This is a genomic window from Vibrio sp. SCP2 (assembly GCF_059295395.1).
The window spans coordinates 945,498-962,317 of record NZ_JCAFVV010000001.1; the positions used below are offsets into that span (position 1 = coordinate 945,498).

General features: G+C 44.9%; 15 protein-coding genes. All 15 read right to left on the reverse strand.

The window, feature by feature from the left end; genetic code table 11:
* Positions 1-57 precede the first annotated feature (57 nt).
* The 15 genes from AC5O63_RS04540 to AC5O63_RS04610 all read right to left on the reverse strand — a co-directional run bounded on the left by AC5O63_RS04540 (position 58) and on the right by AC5O63_RS04610 (position 16,778).
* Positions 58-1,755, reverse strand: a complete 1,698-nt coding sequence (locus tag AC5O63_RS04540) for an ATP-binding SpoIIE family protein phosphatase (protein ID WP_171320375.1) — start codon at positions 1,753-1,755, stop codon at positions 58-60.
* A 17-nt stretch (positions 1,756-1,772) separates the two neighbouring features.
* Positions 1,773-2,072 carry an STAS domain-containing protein gene (locus AC5O63_RS04545; protein WP_004746336.1) on the reverse strand — a complete coding sequence of 100 codons (300 nt, stop codon included), beginning with the start codon at positions 2,070-2,072 and terminating at the stop codon, positions 1,773-1,775.
* A 42-nt stretch (positions 2,073-2,114) separates the two neighbouring features.
* On the reverse strand, positions 2,115-3,278 hold the full coding sequence (locus AC5O63_RS04550; protein ID WP_494504071.1) for a methyl-accepting chemotaxis protein: 1,164 nt from the start codon (positions 3,276-3,278) through the stop codon (positions 2,115-2,117).
* Between the two features lie 30 nt (positions 3,279-3,308).
* On the reverse strand, positions 3,309-4,349 hold the full coding sequence (locus AC5O63_RS04555) for a protein-glutamate methylesterase/protein-glutamine glutaminase (RefSeq protein ID WP_494504072.1): 1,041 nt from the start codon (positions 4,347-4,349) through the stop codon (positions 3,309-3,311).
* Complete coding sequence (locus AC5O63_RS04560) at positions 4,349-4,996, reverse strand: chemotaxis protein CheD (protein WP_494504073.1); 648 nt, start codon at positions 4,994-4,996, stop codon at positions 4,349-4,351. The genes AC5O63_RS04555 and AC5O63_RS04560 overlap by 1 nt, the downstream gene beginning before the upstream one ends.
* Before the next feature lie 9 nt (positions 4,997-5,005).
* Positions 5,006-5,863 (reverse strand): CheR family methyltransferase, encoded by an 858-nt coding sequence (locus tag AC5O63_RS04565; protein ID WP_494504074.1) that lies wholly within the window; start codon positions 5,861-5,863, stop codon positions 5,006-5,008.
* Positions 5,848-8,247: an aerotaxis transducer Aer2 gene (gene aer2, locus AC5O63_RS04570; RefSeq protein WP_494504075.1), complete on the reverse strand. Its 2,400-nt coding sequence runs from the start codon at positions 8,245-8,247 to the stop codon at positions 5,848-5,850. The genes AC5O63_RS04565 and aer2 overlap by 16 nt, the downstream gene beginning before the upstream one ends.
* 70 nt (positions 8,248-8,317) lie before the next feature.
* Positions 8,318-8,788 carry a chemotaxis protein CheW gene (locus AC5O63_RS04575; protein ID WP_494504076.1) on the reverse strand — a complete coding sequence of 157 codons (471 nt, stop codon included), beginning with the start codon at positions 8,786-8,788 and terminating at the stop codon, positions 8,318-8,320.
* Entirely contained in the window at positions 8,788-9,348 is a 561-nt protein-coding gene (locus AC5O63_RS04580) for a chemotaxis protein CheW (protein WP_494504077.1), read from the reverse strand. Before AC5O63_RS04580 ends, AC5O63_RS04575 begins: the two co-directional genes overlap by 1 nt.
* Before the next feature lie 9 nt (positions 9,349-9,357).
* Entirely contained in the window at positions 9,358-11,442 is a 2,085-nt protein-coding gene (locus AC5O63_RS04585; protein ID WP_494504078.1) for a chemotaxis protein CheA, read from the reverse strand.
* 42 nt (positions 11,443-11,484) lie between these two features.
* On the reverse strand, positions 11,485-11,844 hold the full coding sequence (locus AC5O63_RS04590) for a response regulator (protein ID WP_004746322.1): 360 nt from the start codon (positions 11,842-11,844) through the stop codon (positions 11,485-11,487).
* Positions 11,845-11,846: 2 nt separating this feature from the next.
* Positions 11,847-12,131, reverse strand: a complete 285-nt coding sequence (locus AC5O63_RS04595; protein WP_069668749.1) for an STAS domain-containing protein — start codon at positions 12,129-12,131, stop codon at positions 11,847-11,849.
* A gap of 360 nt (positions 12,132-12,491) precedes the next feature.
* Positions 12,492-14,489 carry a tRNA(Met) cytidine acetyltransferase TmcA gene (locus AC5O63_RS04600; RefSeq protein WP_494504079.1) on the reverse strand — a complete coding sequence of 666 codons (1,998 nt, stop codon included), beginning with the start codon at positions 14,487-14,489 and terminating at the stop codon, positions 12,492-12,494.
* Between the two features lie 92 nt (positions 14,490-14,581).
* Entirely contained in the window at positions 14,582-15,553 is a 972-nt protein-coding gene (locus AC5O63_RS04605; protein WP_494504080.1) for a ParB/RepB/Spo0J family partition protein, read from the reverse strand.
* A gap of 7 nt (positions 15,554-15,560) precedes the next feature.
* Entirely contained in the window at positions 15,561-16,778 is a 1,218-nt protein-coding gene (locus tag AC5O63_RS04610) for a ParA family protein (protein WP_171320365.1), read from the reverse strand.
* Positions 16,779-16,820: the final 42 nt, after the last annotated feature.

Sequence of the window (16,820 nt, forward strand, 5' to 3'; positions counted from 1 at the left end):
GAGTGTGACAATTTAAGGCGTACATCACTAGAAGGCGTTTTTACACTGTAAATAACGTTAGCTAGAGCTCGGAAAGTGATGAGCAGCACCTAAAGAGTACACAGCTGTAACACGACAGCCTTGTTTGGAATACTCCAACGAATCACATAATTCAGAAGCAAGAATAATGCCTCGACCATGCGTCAAGTTCTGACCTGACGAGTTATGGGCCTTCTCGTAATCGAATCCCTCGCCGTTGTGCTCAAGTTCAAACGTTACTTTCTGTTGCTTCGGATCGTAGTTCACTCCGAGTTCAATCCAGGTATCGTCATCAATTTGTTTTATTTTTTCTTCTTTCATTTGATAGAAGAGAAAGAAGCCATCGGGCTGCTCTTTAATCGAGGAATCAAGCTTGAGTAAACCGTGGTCGATAGCATTGGCAAACAACTCAGAGAGAACAGAACACACTAAGTCTAAATGAGCACCACTGGTTAAAATCCCCGCTAAAAATTTACGAACCTCAGTCATGACTGTCACTTGGCGTAGCACACTGCCATCGAGGCGTAGCGTGGAGTTACTAGGAATTTTGTTGTATTGAACAGGATCAGTAGGAACGTCTTGGTTATTGCCATTTAAAATAGGAAATTTCATGGTCAGTATCGATAAATCATCACCCACTGATTTATCGGCAAACTGACGTACAGATTCGTAGAGAACAGGGATCACCGACTGCTCACTGGTAAATGAGGCTTCAAGGCGTTCTTGACCAAACTGCTCTCCAGACTCATTGGTCGCTTCGATAACGCCATCTGTGTAGCATATGATTTGTTGGTCGGGCTCCAGTTTGAAGTGAAGCAAGTCAGCTTCAAATTCGTGGGTTTGTAATACTCCAAGTGGCATATGGGTAGAGGTCAATCTTCTGACAATGGTGCCATCATTATCGATTAAGTAGCCGTCAGGTAGTCCGCCTCCCCACCAAGAAACTTCAAACCCATTTGCACGAACTTCAAAGATGCTGGCTGCCAACATCATCCCCATCGGCAGAAAACGAACCAAGACATCGTTAATTTCTCGTGCAATTTCACCCAATGATAGCCCTTTGGCTGCCATAGAAAAGAAGGCTCTGGTTGCAGGAATCGCTGAAATCGCTGCTGGTAATCCATGGCCCGTTGCATCAGCAATCATGACATACACACCGCCATGAGGACGGTTAGCAACAACGATCAAATCGCCATTAAATACCGTGGAAGGGGTAGATAAATAATTAATGCCATATATGTTTTTGACCTGCGAGCTCATCTCATGCATTAGGTTCGAGAAGATAGACTCAGCAATCGCATAATCATAGCTGACTTGCTCACGGAACTGGCTCAGTTCATCTCGCTGCTCTTTCACTTCATTGTGCATCCTTACGATACGACAATGGGCTTGAACTTTGGCGATCAAAACACTGCGCTCAACCGGCTTAAGGATAAAGTCATCTCCGACGGTTAAGCATCGTTCAAACGAGACATGATCATCGAGCACCGTGAGAAATATAATCGGAATGTGAACATCGGAAAACGCATGCTTAATTTCTTCCGCTGTAGTGAAACCATCTTTGATTGGCATCATCACATCTAGCAGGATAACGTCAGGCAAAGTGTCCATCGCTTTCATTGCCTCCACTACCCCTTCGCCATTTTCAAACGTAGTGACAATTTCAGCTAGATGATTGAGCATGAATCTGCATAGTTCTCGATTGGTCGCGTGATCATCAACGATCATTACATGCATAACTAACCTCCGAGTTTTTACTCAATGGCAAATTTCTTATCGAAGCGAGATATGGTTAAAATCTTTCTCACCTGTGGCAAGGTATTGGTTATTCGAATCATGCCATCCTCTTGACCCAGATAGTTGTGCATGTTGAGCAACATACCAAGACCCGCACTATCAATATAATCGACTTTTCTTAGATCAATTGTGAAACGAAACTCTTGGCGGTCGTTATAACAACGACGAAATTCTTGAACCAAATTAAATCCAAACGCACCTTCAATCAAAATGGTGACATGCTTGGTTGCGGAATCAATCACTGTTTCTACTGACATTCTCTTCCCCTTTGACCTTATCTAGTGAACGTATGTAAATGGTTAGAAAAGCTCCACTTCCCCTTCTTCAATACTTTCTTGTGATGCGGCAGGTGCGCCTCTACTTTCAATTTCCGATTGAAGAGCCACGACGGCCTCGGCAAAATCTTGCTGGTCGATGTCTTGACGAGTCCATTGTTCGCATAAGCCAATGAACTCTTGGAGATAGGCGACGGACTGCTTAGCGTAGTCCCCCTGTTGCACAATAATGTCTGCAAACTGTAGCGCCCGAATACCATTATCAACTTGGGTATGTAACAGATCGCCACTTGAACGTATTTTCTGAACTTCTTGCTCCACTGAAGTATTCACCTGTTGGACGCCACGCAGCATTTCATCGACCTTCTCTTTCGATTCAATCGCTTCGGTCATATCAATTGATGCCATCTCGCCGACCGTCTTGTTGGCCTCTTTCACCGTCTGTTGCGCTACATTGATTTCTGCCTCAATTTCATCGTTGAGCTCTTTTGCTTTATGTGAAAGGTTGCGAACCTCTTGTGCGACGACCGCAAACCCGCGCCCCGCTTCGCCAGCGCGAGCCGCCTCAATCGCCGCATTAAGTGCCAGAAGGTTCGTCTGTTCGGATAGCCCTCTAACCTGAGTAAGCAATTTAAATACCGAATCTAGTTTGTCCGACATATCATGGATGCTGTGCACAGCCGAGATACTTTTTTCGGAGACATTGACTAAGGTATCGACAAATTGACGAATAATGGCTTCAGTCTTAGGTAGTACTTGACTGATATCGCTATCTTGGTTGCGATTGCCCAGTAAGTTATCAACCAATTCCGTGGTGATTTGGTTCTGCCCTTCCGCAAGCTTCTGCAGTTCAAAGTAGCTTTCATTTAGCGTCTCTACAGATTCGTCGACAACGCTTCGTTGATGATCAAGCGGGTTGATGAGCTGCTGAGAAATCAAATTCAGCATCGGAGAAATTTCACTAGGAGGCGTGCTGTTAGACGAAGGGAGGTTAGCACTCGCCTTTGTGGAAGGTGTTTCGCCTGTCAATCGCTTAGGCAACACAAACCATGGAATCGCTGCAGCAAGTACAGTCAACGCCACATGTGCTATCGAGGTAGACATACTCATAGCGATAGACAAGAGCACTATTTGAGACCCAATTGCGATGAAGTATCGAGTTTTTATATTACTTATTTTAGCTTTCATCGGTCTTCCTTGAGGTTATATGTCACCTAACTAAGCATCAGGAGACAAGAATTGACATATCTGTTTGGGAACTTGTTTCAGGTCGAGAACCGATAGAGCGGCATTCATCTCCACTGCAACACGCGGCATTCCCCAAACAACCGAAGAGGCTTCATCTTGAGCGATGGTCTTGCCACCCGCTTGCTTCATGCGAAGCATTCCTTGTGCGCCATCTTTGCCCATCCCCGTAAGAATGACGCCAATTGCATTTTTGCCAACGGTTTCTGCAACTGCATCAAACATAACGTCAACCGAAGGTTTGTGCCTATTCACCGCAGGCCGGTCATCCAATTGGCAATAAAGATGATTGCCACGACGTACAACGACGAGGTGTTTATCACCTGGAGCAAGATAAGCGCAACCATTGACCAAGGGCGCTCTATTCGCACTTAATTCTTTAACATTAATCTTGCTATGCTCGTTAAGCCGCGCAGCAAAAGAGGTCGAGAACATAGCGCTAATATGTTGAGTAATAATGATAGGGGGGAGCCCTGCGGGTAATGCCGAAAGCACCTGCTTCACGGCTTCCGTTCCGCCAGTTGAAGCACCAATCGCTATCACTTCAACTTTACTGTGGCTCTTGGGCGTGGTTAATACTTCAGTTTCAACCACAGAACTATTACCAGTCACATTCGCCCCAGCAGCCATTTTTATCTTTTCGTTAACCAGTTGCTTGTAGTTCACCATCTCGGCGGTACTTTCGACAGAAGGCTTGGGAAAATAATCAACCGCGCCAAGCTCTAAAGCCGCTAACGTCGCCTCAGCCCCATGCTGAGTGAGTGTCGATATCATGACAACAGGCATCGGACGCAGACGCATAAGATTCTTTAGAAATTGAACCCCATTCATTTTTGGCATCTCAATATCTAGAGTAATAACATCAGGATTGTGCTGCTTAATCAGATCTCGCGCTTGAAATGGATCTTCTGCCATAGCAACAACCTGTAGCTCTGGGTCTGAGTTAATAAGCTGCGATAGCAATGCTCTAAACACTGGGGAATCATCGACAATCAAGACTTTTGTTTTTTTCATTAGAACAGCTCCACGTCATCGTCATGTGGGCGATGACTCTCTTTATCCAACTGACTGGCATATTTTTCTTCTTGGTGTTGCAGGTTATGTACTTCGTTAAATGGAATACGTTTAAGCCACGCTTTTCCGCTGATAGGATCAAACAACACTTTTCGAGGCTCTAATCCTCCTAAGTCTTGCGCGACAACATTCAATCCCTCCTGCTCAACATAACTCAAAATAAAAGCGATATTCTTTTCCCCGACCATGCTGTTACGTCCTAACATTTGGGCACCGCCAAACAGCTTGACCTGTAAGTTGCTACGTCTTGCTCCTCTTTCAATTAGTGCGTTAATCAACATTTCCATTGCGTAGCTACCGTAGCGAGAGGCAGTAGACACGACCTCTTCTGGCTTCCACGTTTTTAACTGCGACTTACTGTCGAAAGGTAGTAAAAAGTGGTTCATTCCTCCAACCGCGGCTTCTGAATCCCAGACACAAGCCGCTATACAAGAACCTAACCCAGTGGCAATAATTTCATCGGTCTTACTGCTGCAATAAACCCCGCCAGGAAACACCTTCACAATGTGCTTTTCTTTAGAAGGATGGTAGAAGCGATTAAAGTGACTGTTTTCGTACTTGGGTGTTTCAGTTCTTGCCCAATTCATTGTCAGTGCCTACTTTTTTACGTAAATGGTATGTCCTAGATGATGAAAGATATCTAAGCTCGAAGGCACACCCTCTGAATGACCTAAAAACAGTACCCCATCGGGTTTTAACTGCTGATGAAAGCGTTTAATTAACTTTTCTTGGGTTTGCCTATCAAAATAAATCATCACATTGCGACATGAGATGAGGTCAAACTTATCCTCAAAGTTCCACTTTTCAAGTAAGTTCAACCGATGAAAATTGATTCTTTTTTGTAGGCCAGCTTTGCACTTAAGACTACCTTGATACTGCCCTACCCCCCGCACAAAACAGGGTTTAAGATATTTTTTGGGTATGCTTGCGATGGCCTCATCGCTATAAATACCCTGTTTTGCATGCGCCAAAACTTTGGTGTCGAGATCCGTGGCAGTAAGGCTGACGTCATCAAATTGGGATAGCGCGTTCGCCCAATGTAAGGATGAAATTAAGCTATAAGGCTCTTCCCCTGTAGAGCACCCAGCAGACCAAACTTTAAGTCTTTTAACCCCTTGTTGACGCCACTCTTTCATTAAGACTTTTTCGATAAACTCAAAGTGGTGATACTCGCGGAAAAACTGCGTTTTATTGGTGGTTAAACAGTTGATAAAGTTAACCTGCTCTTGCGGGTCTTGTTCTATAACTTGGCGATACTCACTAAAACGCTTGAGGCCTAGCCGCCTAAGCTGACGGCTAACCCTTCCATACACCATGGTTCTTTTTCGATCTGAGAAGAAGATGCCCACGTTCTTGTGCATGAACCACTGAATAAACTTGAAGTCTTTTGCAGTCAGTTCGAACTCTTCGTTGTCTGGCATCGCACTCTCAGTTTGAGCTAGAACTCTTCCCATTCGTCTCCATCCTCTTCAAGCTTGAAGCTTGAGTTCGCCACTTTCGGTGTTCGAATCTCACGGATATTGGTATCGCGAGCCCCCTTATCTTTCGGCTTTGATTCAAATGTGGTGACATTATTATCGGTGGCAAAGAAGTTCATTAGGTGGAGTAGCTCTTTACCTTCATCTTTAAGCGACTGACTCGCCGCTGAGGTTTCTTCAACCAAAGAAGCATTTTGCTGAGTCATCTCATCCATAGTGGTGATAGAGCGATTAATCTCATCAATACCCGTAGATTGCTCAAGACTAGAAGAGGCAATTTGTGCGATAAGTTCTGTCACTTTTTGCACCGCTTCGACGATTTCGTTCAGCGTTTCTCCTGACTCGTCGACTAAACGAGAGCCTTCATCGACTTTCTCAACGCTGTCTTTGATCAAGCCCTTAATCTCTTTCGCCGCCGCCGCACTGCGCTGTGCTAAATTACGAACTTCACCCGCAACAACCGCGAAGCCTCTACCTTGTTCACCCGCTCGCGCAGCCTCTACCGCAGCATTTAGTGCGAGTAGGTTGGTTTGGAAGGCAATCTCATCAATAACGCCAATGATGTCAGCAATCTTCTTACTGGCGGTATTAATCTCAGCCATAGCAGAAACTGCCTGTCCAACGACTTCGCCCCCTTTACCAGCTTTTTTCGCTGCATCATCAGACAGCTCGTTAGCACCTTTCGCATTGTCCGCATTTTGACGCACTGTTGCCGTCATCTGCTCCATACTTGCCGCTGTCTCTTCTAGGTTAGAAGCTTGAGCTTCAACACGTTGGCTAAGGTCATTATTACCTTCAGCAATCTCTGTAGATGCTGTGGCAACTCGAGCAGAAGATTGAGTAATCTTATCAACCATGTTCCTTAAGTTGAGGATTGAGGTGTTAACCGCATTAGAAAGTCGGGCAAATTCACCGGTATTATCTTCTGGCATTGTGGTATTGAGATTGCCATCGGCAACTTGACTCATCACATCAATACATTGCCCGATAGGTGTCACCATGGTGTCTAACAGGTTATTGATCCCATCGCCTAACTCTTTCATAAAACCGTTATAGACACTGGTGTCGATACGCTCATGAAGTTCACCCGCGATCGCTTTTTGAATCAATGATTCAACTTGACGCTGACCATCTTGCTGCTCGGTAATATCAACCCACTGAAGCGCAGGACCAATGTAGTTCCCCTCACCATCACGCATAGCAATACAAGTAAGATTAAACTCAAGTCCACCAACTGCAATGTTGGAAGAGAATGGTAGGCGATCAGGGTTAGTGATAATACCTCGCTGATGACCTGGGTTTTTATGGAACACGTCAATATTTCTGCCAACCAGTTTACTGGCATCAAACCCAGGTAATACTTTCTTCAGATCGCTTTCTCGGCTGCTGAGCAAGGTTTGTAACGCTGGGTTGAGATAAGTAATGATGCCATCTTTATTCGCCATCATGATGTTAGTCGTCATACCTGAAACGGCAGAAGCCAAGCGGCCAATCTCTTCTTCCTTCGCCCGCTCTTCTGTCACATCGCGCCACTCCAGCGTATTACCAATGTAGTTACCCTGAGCATCATGGATAGCGGCAACGTTTAGCTCAATTTTTATATCCGCAATGGTGATATCTGTGCTATATGGTAAGTTGCTTGGATCAGCGAGAAGCTGGCGCTGGTGAGCAGGATTGCGATGAAACTCATCGATGCAGCGTCCCATCAGCCACTCTTCACTAGCAGTAAACCCAGACCAGACCGTTCGCATTGTCGCCTCGTGTTTTTTGAACAGAGTAATAGTCTCTTGGTTTGCGTAGGTAATTTGGAAATCTCGGTCAATCATCACCATAGCGGTTTGGGCTTGGTTAACAGCCGCTTGTAAGCGAGAGATTTCATTGTCTCGTTTTACACTCTCGGTAACGTCAGACCATTCAAGAGTGTTACCAACATAGTTCCCTTGAGCATCGATAATGGCGCCGACGTTAAGCTCAATTAGAACATCTTTGACTTGAATGTTGGTGGTATACGGCAGGTTAGATGGGTTAGACAGCATCTGACGCTGATGACTTGGATTAGAATGGAACAAGTCAATACAGTAGCCTAATAGAAACTCTTCCGTAGCGCGGAAATTGGGCCAAATTGACTGAAACAAGGCTTCATGAGTTTTCAGCAGATCGACTGATTTTTGATTGAGATAAGTGATATTGAAATCACGGTCAATCATCATCAAAGCCGTTTGCGCTGCATTTAATGCAGAGAAAAGCTGTTCCTTGGTGACACCTTGTTCATGCTCAGGTTCAAATTCTTCAGTTAGTGTGTCCTGCGTTGGCGCTTCAAATTGAGCAGCAGGCGCTGTTTTCCGATTCCAAAATGCCATGAGTTTTCCCTCACTGGTTGCTTCTTCTGACGTGTATTACCAAAACGAATAGACCACACCCGTCTTGGTATTAGGCCCAACTCTCTTCCTCTTGGCTGGGTACAGGAAGCTCGGCAACATCAAAGAGAGCCTCCAAATGAATAAGTATTAAGTGCCCGTTAGTCACCGATGCTATGCCGCGCACGTAACTGTGATCGACGCTAGTAGAGACATGTGGTGAAGGTTTGATTTGTTCTTCCGTTAACGGGTAAACCTCTGACACTCCGTCGACAATGATGCCAAGCGGGTGTTTATGTGAATCATTTAGCACGATGACTACGGTCGTCGAACTAATCTGTGCCGGAGACAAGCCAAAACGCATTCTTAGATCGACGATAGGAACGTATTCGCCTCGAATCTCTAGCACGCCTTTCATGTACTCTGGAGAATTTGGCACTTCACGAACAGAGCTCCAACCGCGAACCTCTCGGACATCCAAAATCGGCACACCATACTCTTCTTCTTCTAAAACGAAGCTGAGAAACTCTTCTGTCATAATCATTATTCAGCCCTCAGAATTCGGTCTATATTGAGCAGTTCTTCAGTATCGAGCAGTGACATAACGTGTTCGCCCACGTTGATCAAACCTTGTAGGTAAGGCGTTACTTTAGACTCGCCAACAGCTGGATACAGGTCGTTGTCGCCACGACTGACAACATCACTCACTCCATCAACCACAAGCCCCATTAAGCGATCCTGATCTTCATCGCTATAGCGAAGCACAATAACAACGGTTGTGGGGCGGTATTCATTAGATCCGACCGAGAACCTCAACCTAAGGTCAACCACAGGGACAATCATTCCGCGTAAGTTAATCACCCCCCGAACATATTGAGGTGCTCTTGGTATTGGAGTTGGGCGCTCCCACACTCGAATCTCTTCCACATCTTTGATTTCTACGCCATACAACTCGTGAGCGAGTTTAAAGCTGAGAAAGTCGGCGCTTTCGCTAACCTCTCCACTAACATTGTCTAATAATGTTTCCGCCTGAGCTTCAATACTCTGCTTAGCGGCATCCGACATATCATGAATATTGGTTACTTCGCTGGTCACTGCTTCCATGCTCGCTCCTTAGGCTGCCACGCCTTTGTGAGTGGTTTCGGAGGCTCTTTTCAAAAAGTTAGTGATTAGCCCCTGAATATCGAGAATGAGCGATACCGAGCCATCCCCTAAAATGGTCGCACCCGAGATACCCGCGACTTTGCTGTAATTGGATTCCAAGCTCTTAATGACCACTTGTTGCTGATCCAGCAGTTCATCAAGCAACAAACCGACTCGATTACCCGCAGCTTCCACAAAACAGAGAATACGCTGATCTAAACCTTCGCTCTTACCCATTTCAAGCTCGTCTTGAAGACGAAGAATAGGAATGTTTTCTTCTCGGAGGCGATAGAGTTCGATGCCTCCAGATGCGAGCTTGATGCAGTTAGGATCAATTTGAATAGACTCAACAATCGTAAGAAGCGGGATGACATACACTTCCCCACCCACTCGTACTAGCTGTCCGTCGAGAATAGCAAGGGTTAAAGGCAAGCTAATGGTAAAGCAGCTTCCTTCACCCAGCGCAGACTCCACTTCAATATGTCCGCCAAGCTCTTCGATATTTCGGCGCACGACATCCATACCGACCCCGCGACCCGATATATCTGAGACTTCTTCAGCGGTTGAAAAACCAGGGGCAAAAATCAGGTTCATGATCTGTTTATCGGAATACTCTTCGCGGCGAGATTCCGCGGCAAGCACGCCTTTTTCTAGAGCTTTGTTCCACAGCTTGTCACAGTTGAGCCCCGCACCATCATCCTTGATTTCGATAACTATCGAGCCACCTTGGTGATAAGCATTCAACCCAATGGTCCCCATCTCGCTTTTACCTGCATCAAGACGCTGCTGGGGTTGCTCGATGCCGTGATCGATACCATTTCTGACTAAGTGAACTAAAGGGTCAACAATGCGTTCTAGAACCGTTTTGTCCAGTTCGGTCTGCTCACCTTTTATTTGCAAATCGACCTGTTTATCCAATCGACTCGATAAGTCACGGACAAGACGCGGAAAACGACTGAACGCAAAGCTCATCGGTAACATGCGAATATTAAGGACATTTTCTTGCAGGTCTTTGCTGTTTTGCAGTAGCTGATCTAAGCCAGTCTTGAGTTTCTCTAGCTTTTCAATGGTGAAGTCGTTGCCTATTTCAGTCAGCATAGATTGCGTAATCACGAGCTCGCCGACTAAGTTGATCAAGCTATCGACTTTATCGATATCGACACGAATAGAACTGACATTGGAGTCTGATTTAGCCACCTTAGTCGATTTGTTTGATTCTTTGCTTTTTGCCGTATTTGCAACTTCCGAAGCAGGGCTTTCTACGCTCTGTGCTTGAGTTTGCTCTGCAGCATTTTCAACAATATCTGAGGACGGTTCTTCCGCTTGCGGAGCAGGCGCTTTTTCAATCGTTAGATCACACTCATCTTCTACCCACTCAAACACTTCTTGAATTTGCGCCTCTTCGACGCCGCTATCTAGGCTAGCAGTCCAAGAGAGGAAACAGAGCTCAGCTTCAATGTCATCGATTTCAGGTAGCTTTGTTGTATCCGCAATAATCTGGCAAGACTCATCTAAATCTTTCAGTTCGCGCAGGATACGTAATGGGTCATTACCACTGAAAAACATTTCAGGGTGAGGAGAGAAGGTGATACTCCAAGGTTGATTCGAATTAGAGCTACTCGCTTCTTGATTCTGTTCTGGTTGAACATCTGCGGTATCTATTGGGGCTTCACCGAGTAACTCGGCTAATTTAAGTCCGACTTCTTCTTTTAGCGCGACGTTAACTTCGTTACCCAACTCATGACCTTCGAGCATGCTGTGAATACAGTCACCACTCTTAAGCAATAGGTCGATAGTTTCAGCGGAAAGTGAACGCTCGTTATTGCGCACCAAATCAAGATAGGCTTCGACGTTATGGGTAAACTCGCTGATATCAAGTAGATTAAACGTCCCTGCCCCACCCTTGATTGAATGGGCAGCGCGAAATATGGTGTTGATTGACTCTTCTTCTACCTGAGTCGGATCTAAGTTAAGTAATACATCTTCCAGCACTTCAAGATTTTCACGACATTCCTCGTAAAACATCTTGCGCAGCTGTTCCATATCTAAAGCCATATTGTAGCCTCACCAATTGACGTTGCTGTGAGAAAAAACCGTTTAGATGACGCGTTTTAGTGTTTTTAATAGCGTATCTGGGTTAAACGGTTTCACTAACCAACCAGTTGCTCCCGCTGACTTACCTTGTTGTTTTTTATCTGTACTGGTTTCGGTCGTCAGCATCAAAATCGGTATAAATTTGTATTGTGGCTTCTCGCGCAGTGCCTTCACTAACTCAAAGCCGCCCATATTTGGCATGTTGACATCGGATATCACCACATCAAATTTGGATGTTGTCACCTTGCTTAACGCATCTCTCCCATCGTTTGCGGTTTCAACGTCATACCCTGCGTCGCGCAAAGTGTGACTCACCATCTGACGAATTGAGACGGAATCATCCACAGCTAGAATTTTAGTCATATTTACAGTTCTCCAACTTCGGTGTTCATATCAAACTGATCATCCAGTCCAAGTGTACTAATACCTTCGATCAGTGACGGAGTAGGTTGTACTAATTGAATGTCTATCTGATTGGATTTGGCAGAGAGGAATAATGACGCCAGCGCTTGAATACCAGCAGCATCAACGCGGCTGACATGTGACGCATCTACATTGAGTTGATTGTCTTGAGCAAGCCAAGTTTTGTATTGGGTCGCGGAGTCGAGTACCGTAGAGATATCTAATGACTCAGGTAACAAACATTCCATGTTTTCAACCTTAACTACTTTGTTATTATTCCTAGCCGATATTAAGCATGTTGCTTAAGAATGAGTGTAGGAAGGAATCATTAATTCGCAAGTTGCTTATATACGGAATATGGATGAGTCGTTGTTGATAGAATTAAAGCTATCGGAGTTTATCTATACTTTTTAGATAATTACATTGAGTTGCATCGTTTCAAAAAAATATGACTTTTTTCCGATAGATGAATCAATTTTGAGGAACTTCGTGAGGCATAATTTCAATTTACAGTGTAAAAAAGTCGTTGTTTACACTGTAAATTCTCAACTCTAATTGCGAAAGCGACACTCTTTTACAGTGTAAATTGGAGAGAGGAAACGACTAACCTAGTTGCCACTAGTGATTGAAGAGAGAAGTTGGGCTCTAAACTCTTGTTCGATTTGCTTACTCCCCACAAAACCAAACTCCTTTGCACACCATTGCCAGTCTCTGCGTTGAACCACTTTTCGAATGAACAAGTCACTCATGTTAGCGAGGATATGAGGAGAGCTCTTCCACCATAAATCAAGTAGTGGCACGACACTATCGAAGCTTGCTCCGCCGTAACAATAATTTATTATTAGGCCGTTCAAGTTAGTCTTTTCGACGGAAGCATTATCTTTTGTGAGTAAACTACGGACAAGTTCAATCTCAAGTTCACGGTAAGTTTCACTCACGGCATATTGAAAAGAGAGGTCAAAGTAATCCTCTATTTGATGACGCCAATCTAGACCACCATTCACCATGACGAGTGAATATGTGCCACTCGCCTGCTCTCTTTGGCTGCCTAGCTTAGCCGGAGTAAACCCACAGCTACGCCAAAAATCGACCAATTCCGCAGTCGCACCAAAGCTGGTGGAATAAAAATCGTAACCTCCACTCTGGATAAGTTGCTTGATCATTGCCTTGCCGATGCCTGCTCTCTGCATACTAGGGTGAACAGCAATACGCATGATTCTTTGGCTCGATTGCAGAGCAGCCTCAGTAATGCCCAGATGATTGGCTAATAGACTAGGAACTAGATGCCCACGGGGACGACGCTTTCCTAACTGAACTTGCTCAACAAGTTCTGGGGTTAGTTTCCCTTCCTCGACGGTAAGCATGCAACCAAGGCATTGGTCATCATCCAATATCGCGTGCAACTGTATCGCATCATCTTCTAGTAACAACATTAAGTCATTGGGTGAGGTCTGATAATGAGCATTCACCAACAAAGCAAAACACCTTCTAAGAATCGAAGGCTGATCGACGAGCACCTGCTTATCGAGCTGGATCAGTTGATTCAACGAATCTTGCTGTTTCACATCGGACAAATCAGCATCTAGTAAGAACGCATCAAAAAGCCACTGCTCAAGCGGATCTCCCACATTCCAGCGGATTGGCGCATCTAGATGGAAAAACTGTGCGCCTGGGCGTTGTTGCTTGAGCCAAGTTTGGAACTTAACCGTAAAGCCTCGGCCACATCCTTCATATCCATGAATCGTGGTGGAAAATACAGCGCGATGATGCTGCTCAACCATGGTTTTCAACATCGGGATTGGGATAGCAGATGCTTCATCGACAAACAAACAATCACACGCTTGTTGGCTGCGAAGCAGTTCATCGGGGGCGACAAACTCTAGCACTGATTGCTGAAATTGAAGCCGACCTTTATCCGCGGTGGCTTGAGGTAGTAGCCTTTGAGCATGCTCAAAAACTGGCTGAACGGTCGCTAAACTCGGCGCAGTCACCACGATATGGATAGACCTTTCTTGCATGAGTTTCGCGGCAGCAATACCCAACGCACTGCTTTTTCCTCTGCCACGATCGGCAGTCATCACAAGAGGACGCTTACGATGCCCTTCAACAACTTTGAGGATTTTCTCAATGGCTTGGTTTTGCTGCTTGAACTTATCATGCGCTTGATTTTCACGGCTCTGAGGAATTGATAGCTCACTACCCTCTTCAACCAAAATGAGATTGTGAAAAGCGTTATCTAACCATCTGTGAGCGAGCGTTGGATTGCTAGTTTGCTCTGGTAGAATAATCACCAGTCCACCGCCTCTTACACAGCCTGTTGCAGCGGTAAAACTATTGGCGTCAAACCCATCTCGGAAATCACAGCACAACAATAGGCATTCCTGCCCTAAGAGTTGTTGGCCTTTCTTATAACCAACATGCTTTTCAACTTCATGCTTTCTTTCACCACCGAGGAAGAAAACATCCTTACTCGCAACCAAAGAAAACAGCGTATCGAGGCATTGCGTCTGCCAATGTTCACTACCTTGTAAGACGACACCATAACGATGATTAGACTTAGCAGATAACGCGAGCAAATTGGAAAAATAGTCTTTGATTGCAGTCATGAACTCATAAGCGCGGTAAGATTGGAATTAGCGATATTATGGCATAAAAAAAGCCGCAAAAAGCGGCTTAATGAATCAAACAGTGGGATGGCTTAGTTTAGCTTTTTCGCCACTAAGTCTAGTAACTCTTGCATCAAGGCATCATCAACCTTCTTCAAGTTTAACGTCAAGTTGCTGCCTTTGCGGGTGTAGCTTGCGCGTCCCTTCACTAACTCTGTTTTAGCCACGGCGGATTTCTTAGTTGGTGATAGCTCTTCAATCCAAGCTTCGATAGTTTCTGTCACTTCTTTAGTGATTCGAGCCACCCCTTGAGATTGAGTACGCTGCCAAACAAAACCTTCATCTGAGCTGCACTTATTAAGAAGCTTAGTCTGCTTATCTGACTCCAAAGCGTTAAATTGTTTGTGCAGTTTAACGATAGTTGGACGACCAAGTTCCGCCACATTTGGGTAAGCTTGTAGAAGCTCAAGTGGAAGATCAGCAGCTTTGAGTGCGCCACTCACAAGTGCTTCACTGCACTGGAACATCTTGGCCAATGCTTTTTGATCTTCTGCTTCACCACTTTCTAGCTTAGCTAGCATCTCGCGACCTTTCTCATACAAGGATAAAGGCTTGTGAGCGTTAGCAACGTCAGACAAGAACTTCGCGTGTTCAGTGCTGATGTTTTCACCGACATAGATCATGAACTCTTTGTCAGCAAGAATACATGACATGCGACGGCGACTACCGTCAAGCACTTCAATCTTTCCGTCTTCGCGTCGACGACCCACGGCTGGATATTGCTGACCACGCTCTTTCAACGTAACCAATACATCTGATAGCGCATGCTCATTTAAGAACGACTGCTCACGAGCGTTTTCTGCAAATACAACCGTTGACTCACCAATTTTTTCAGCAGGAATACGCACTAACTCAAATTGAACTTTCTCTTCACCAGCAACGGCAAGTTCAATCACCTGAGCTTGTTCTTTAGCCGCTTGTTGCGCTTCTTGCGGTGTAGTGACATGACGCTTATTCGCCTTGCCAAATAATCTCGCGTTTAAATCTGAAGTTTTAATTGCCATTTTCTAATTACCCCTGATTTAATGATGACCAATGACTATGCAGAACTCGTTCAAGTTCTAATGCACTTTTCTGTACCGCATCTTGCGCAGTCGCTAGGGTCTTCTTACCCCCTTCAAAGTCGCCTGTCGTCAAATCAAATACTGTGCTGTAGGTATCGGCACATGTTTCAAATGCGCGGCTACGAGGAATAGTCGCCATCGTCACTTGATCACCTAATAGATAGTTCATCTCGGTTAATACCGCGACCTGCTTTTTGTTGTCATCTTCAAACATAGTCGGCATCAGACGAACAAATTCAAGCCCTTGCCAATCTTCCGGGAACATTTCGTACACGGTTGGCAAATGTTGGAAGAAGTTAACCGTTGATGCCCAGTCTAAACGCTTCGCCGCACAAGGAATAAGTAACGCATTTGAAGCGTACATAGCATTCCATACCAGTGGATCAACGTGTGGGCCCGTATCAATCATGATGACATCAAAGTCGTCAGCAATCTGATCGATCAGTTTTTCCTTTAGCAACTTAACGATATCTAAAGACTGGTTTTGCGATAAGTGTTGCCACGCTTCAGCGTTAAACATAGCGTCTTCTGGGAAAGCAGAAACCGTTTTTAAATTTGGATACTGCGTTGGCAGTAGAACATTCTTATGTAGAAACTCGTTATCGACTTCTACCCCATCAGGCACATTATCCAACATAACATCAACGGCTGAGTAAATGTTGTCGTGGTCGGTCAGACTAATTTGTGGGTTTAAGAATAGACGTAGCGACCCCTGAGGATCTAGATCGATAAGACAAATACGGTAACGCTTATCTAAATTGAGCGCCAAACAAGCTGCAAGGTGTACAGCCGTCATCGATTTACCTGTACCACCCTTTTGGTTTTGTACATTGATGATCCACGGCTTATTGTCGCTATTATTCTTACGTTCATGAAACTTAGGAATGCCAGCCGCATCCATCAACATATGCGCTTCTTGCAAAGAAATAGAATAATGATTGGCATTATTCTTAGTAAATTGATGACCAGACTCTTCAAGCTTGCTAATTGCATCGTCCAATTTGCGTCGTGTTAAGCCTGAACGCGTTTCCATCAACGCTTTCGACATTGGAGGAAAATGCTCATCGCTACGTTCTTCCAACACTATTTCAATACGATCAGCTTGAACCTGAGCTGTTTTTTCCGCTAGCTGAATGAGACTCTCAATCGTATGTTCTCGTTTCATTTGCCAAATTCCGTTATTAGTGACCTAGAAATTATTGTACAG

Bases quoted from the DNA above. Each gene is read 5' to 3' on its own strand.
- AC5O63_RS04540 (WP_171320375.1), bottom strand. From the start codon at position 1,755: ATGCATGTAATGATCGTTGATGATCACGCGACCAATCGAGAACTATGC.
- AC5O63_RS04545 (WP_004746336.1), bottom strand. From the start codon at position 2,072: ATGTCAGTAGAAACAGTGATTGATTCCGCAACCAAGCATGTCACCATT.
- AC5O63_RS04550 (WP_494504071.1), bottom strand. From the start codon at position 3,278: ATGAAAGCTAAAATAAGTAATATAAAAACTCGATACTTCATCGCAATT.
- AC5O63_RS04555 (WP_494504072.1), bottom strand. From the start codon at position 4,349: ATGAAAAAAACAAAAGTCTTGATTGTCGATGATTCCCCAGTGTTTAGA.
- AC5O63_RS04560 (WP_494504073.1), bottom strand. From the start codon at position 4,996: ATGAATTGGGCAAGAACTGAAACACCCAAGTACGAAAACAGTCACTTT.
- AC5O63_RS04565 (WP_494504074.1), bottom strand. From the start codon at position 5,863: ATGGGAAGAGTTCTAGCTCAAACTGAGAGTGCGATGCCAGACAACGAA.
- aer2 (WP_494504075.1), bottom strand. From the start codon at position 8,247: ATGGCATTTTGGAATCGGAAAACAGCGCCTGCTGCTCAATTTGAAGCG.
- AC5O63_RS04575 (WP_494504076.1), bottom strand. From the start codon at position 8,788: ATGATTATGACAGAAGAGTTTCTCAGCTTCGTTTTAGAAGAAGAAGAG.
- AC5O63_RS04580 (WP_494504077.1), bottom strand. From the start codon at position 9,348: ATGGAAGCAGTGACCAGCGAAGTAACCAATATTCATGATATGTCGGAT.
- AC5O63_RS04585 (WP_494504078.1), bottom strand. From the start codon at position 11,442: ATGGCTTTAGATATGGAACAGCTGCGCAAGATGTTTTACGAGGAATGT.
- AC5O63_RS04590 (WP_004746322.1), bottom strand. From the start codon at position 11,844: ATGACTAAAATTCTAGCTGTGGATGATTCCGTCTCAATTCGTCAGATG.
- AC5O63_RS04595 (WP_069668749.1), bottom strand. From the start codon at position 12,131: ATGGAATGTTTGTTACCTGAGTCATTAGATATCTCTACGGTACTCGAC.
- AC5O63_RS04600 (WP_494504079.1), bottom strand. From the start codon at position 14,489: ATGACTGCAATCAAAGACTATTTTTCCAATTTGCTCGCGTTATCTGCT.
- AC5O63_RS04605 (WP_494504080.1), bottom strand. From the start codon at position 15,553: ATGGCAATTAAAACTTCAGATTTAAACGCGAGATTATTTGGCAAGGCG.
- AC5O63_RS04610 (WP_171320365.1), bottom strand. From the start codon at position 16,778: ATGAAACGAGAACATACGATTGAGAGTCTCATTCAGCTAGCGGAAAAA.